Below are 1,557 nucleotides of genomic sequence, written 5' to 3'. Positions count from 1 at the left end.
TATACAATAGAAAAACCGCTATATTATAGCGGTTTTTAAAATTACTTATTACGAAAATGAATGTTTAATTAAACACCGGACACAGTCCGGCGCGAGCGAGTTCTATATTTTAATTTTTCCAATAATATGTCAAATCAATATCTCCAGTAATTATCAAATTACTATTTTCTTTTTCAACTTTTCTTATATTGTTTAAAATGTAATATGGTTTTTCTCTTATTTCGCACAATTCTTCATAATCATTTTCAAAGTATTGAATTAAGTTCCACACAAACCCTAATGAGCCTAATTCACGATCTTTTACATAAACTTCTTTTTCAACTTCTACATCCTCTAAAGGTTTTTCAAGAAAAAAAACAAGAAATTTAGCTATTTGAGGACTATCCAGATTTAATACAATTTTATATTCGATAGACTCATCACTTATTTTAGACCTATAATTATACCATATTCTATTAATAGGTACAGTATTACCTTTAATTATTATTTGAATCATTTTATTTTTATTTCAGTACTATTTGATTCTACACTTTTTTTAAATTCACCATCTTTAGCACTATTATATTGCTTAGGTGTCATTATATTAATATCCAAATCTACGCCAGTTGTTTTTTTATAATCATTTTTTATCGAATTGAGAATGTTCGCCCCTCTTCCTCTACTAAAAAAAGATGGATTCTCCGTTATAATCAAAAGGTCAAGATCAGAGTCTTCTCTATTCTTATTATTATTCCTACTACCAAAAAAATAAGCCTTGTACGAACCTGAGTTCCTATCCCTTAACCCTGATATTCTAGCAGCTACTCGTTCTCTTGCTGTCGAATATAGATAATGGCTAGAGTATGCTTTATTTTTCTCATAATTTCTTGCTTTTTGAACATTTTTTGCATACCTGATACCCGTAGCAACTGCCCAAGCTCTTTCACGAATATCATCATCATACCCTTGCTTGGCTACTTGTTCATCATAAGTTGTCATTCTTTTAGAAAAATGTTCATCAAGCTCCAACTCTGTTTTCCCATTCAAATCATCTAAATGACCAAAAGACTTATAAGGTGCTATATTCCACTCAATCCCATAAGAGTATCTTTTCCCTTTATACGAAACATATTGCGTTACTGTTAAATTAAATAGAAGACCAGAATGAATAGAGATTAATTCCAGTTTAGCTTTACCTGTTTCTTCATCAATTTTAAGGTTATAATTAAATTCTTCAGCCCCATCTAAATCTACAGCCTGAATAGGAGTGTTTCCTGCAAACTGATAGGGTGTATACCATGGATATTCTACACTCAACGGATCCACACTCAAAAACTTACCCAACCTCGGATCATAAATCCGCATGCCGTAATCCTGCTGGTTACCTTCACCCTTTACTTCATTATCATTCTCCTTACCATTAAATCCATATCGGTAGGCCGAACTATTTCCTAATTCTTTTTTAGCACCAAATACATAGTAGTCATTTAAGCTAAAGACAAAAGGATATCTTACCGTATCACTTTCTACCACTAAATGATCACCGATTACCGCCATTACATTCCCTAAATGATTACT

2 protein-coding genes are annotated in these 1,557 nt (G+C 31.7%); both read right to left on the bottom strand.

What is annotated here, in order from left to right; translation table 11 throughout:
• Positions 1-109 precede the first annotated feature (109 nt).
• Positions 110-496, bottom strand: coding sequence for a hypothetical protein (locus D9O48_RS18665; protein ID WP_126974515.1), 387 nt, complete (start codon positions 494-496; stop codon positions 110-112).
• Positions 493-1,557: RHS repeat-associated core domain-containing protein (locus tag D9O48_RS18660; protein WP_199750635.1), on the bottom strand; the 1,065-nt coding region annotated here is incomplete at its 5' end. The genes D9O48_RS18665 and D9O48_RS18660, both read right to left, overlap by 4 nt.

Origin of the sequence: Gynurincola endophyticus, from assembly GCF_003991195.1 — a bacterium.
GTDB classification, from domain to species: Bacteria; Bacteroidota; Bacteroidia; order Chitinophagales; family Chitinophagaceae; genus Gynurincola; species Gynurincola endophyticus.
Note: the sequence above shows the minus strand (reverse complement) of the source record. Positions and strands in the feature narration are given on the sequence as shown.

Coding starts and splice junctions, on each gene's coding strand:
- D9O48_RS18665 (WP_126974515.1), bottom strand. CDS start 496: ATGATTCAAATAATAATTAAAGGTAATACTGTACCTATTAATAGAATA.